Origin of the sequence: Paenalcaligenes suwonensis, from assembly GCF_011290505.1 — a bacterium.
Taxonomy (GTDB): domain Bacteria; phylum Pseudomonadota; class Gammaproteobacteria; order Burkholderiales; family Burkholderiaceae_B; genus Paenalcaligenes; species Paenalcaligenes suwonensis.
Genome location: NZ_JAANPV010000027.1, coordinates 1 through 504, shown reverse-complemented (window position 1 = coordinate 504; position 504 = coordinate 1). Strand labels below are relative to the sequence as shown.

The window sequence follows — 504 nt, the reverse complement described above, 5'->3', positions numbered from 1 at the left end:
CACAACCGCATCGCCTTCCTTGGCCGCACCGCCCACGCTACCAGTGATTGTCTGCTCAGCCTTGGACTCGTCCTGATTCAGAACACCGTCAACAAACGGCTTATCAATCTCAATCGTGGCAGTTGGAGTCTCTGTCTGGACATCAAACTTCACCGCAGTATCAGCTTCGTACGCATTACCGTACTGATCCTTACCAGTCACTTCCGCTGTGATATCGCCTGGTGCAGATCTTTCACCGCATCCGCAGGAACCGTCACGCTCCAGGTGTTGCCAGCCTGGACAGTGGCAGGGTAATCCTTGCCACCAATCGTGACCACAACCGCATCGCCTTCCTTGGCCGCACCGCCCACGCTACCAGTGATTGTCTGCTCAGCCTTGGACTCGTCCTGATTCAGAACACCGTCAACAAACGGCTTATCAATCTCAATCGTGGCAGTTGGAGTCTCTGTCTGGACATCAAACTTCACCGCAGTATCAGCTTCGTACGCATTACCGTACTGATCC

2 protein-coding genes are annotated in these 504 nt (G+C 54.2%); both read right to left on the bottom strand.

Annotated features, from left to right (window positions below):
* Positions 1 to 201, bottom strand: a 201-nt coding sequence (locus GY634_RS17050; RefSeq protein ID WP_166409907.1) for a hypothetical protein, incomplete at its 3' end; no start/stop codon positions are given.
* On the bottom strand, positions 198 to 504 hold a 307-nt coding region (locus tag GY634_RS17045), incomplete at its 5' end, for an Ig-like domain-containing protein (RefSeq protein ID WP_166409906.1). The genes GY634_RS17050 and GY634_RS17045, both read right to left, overlap by 4 nt.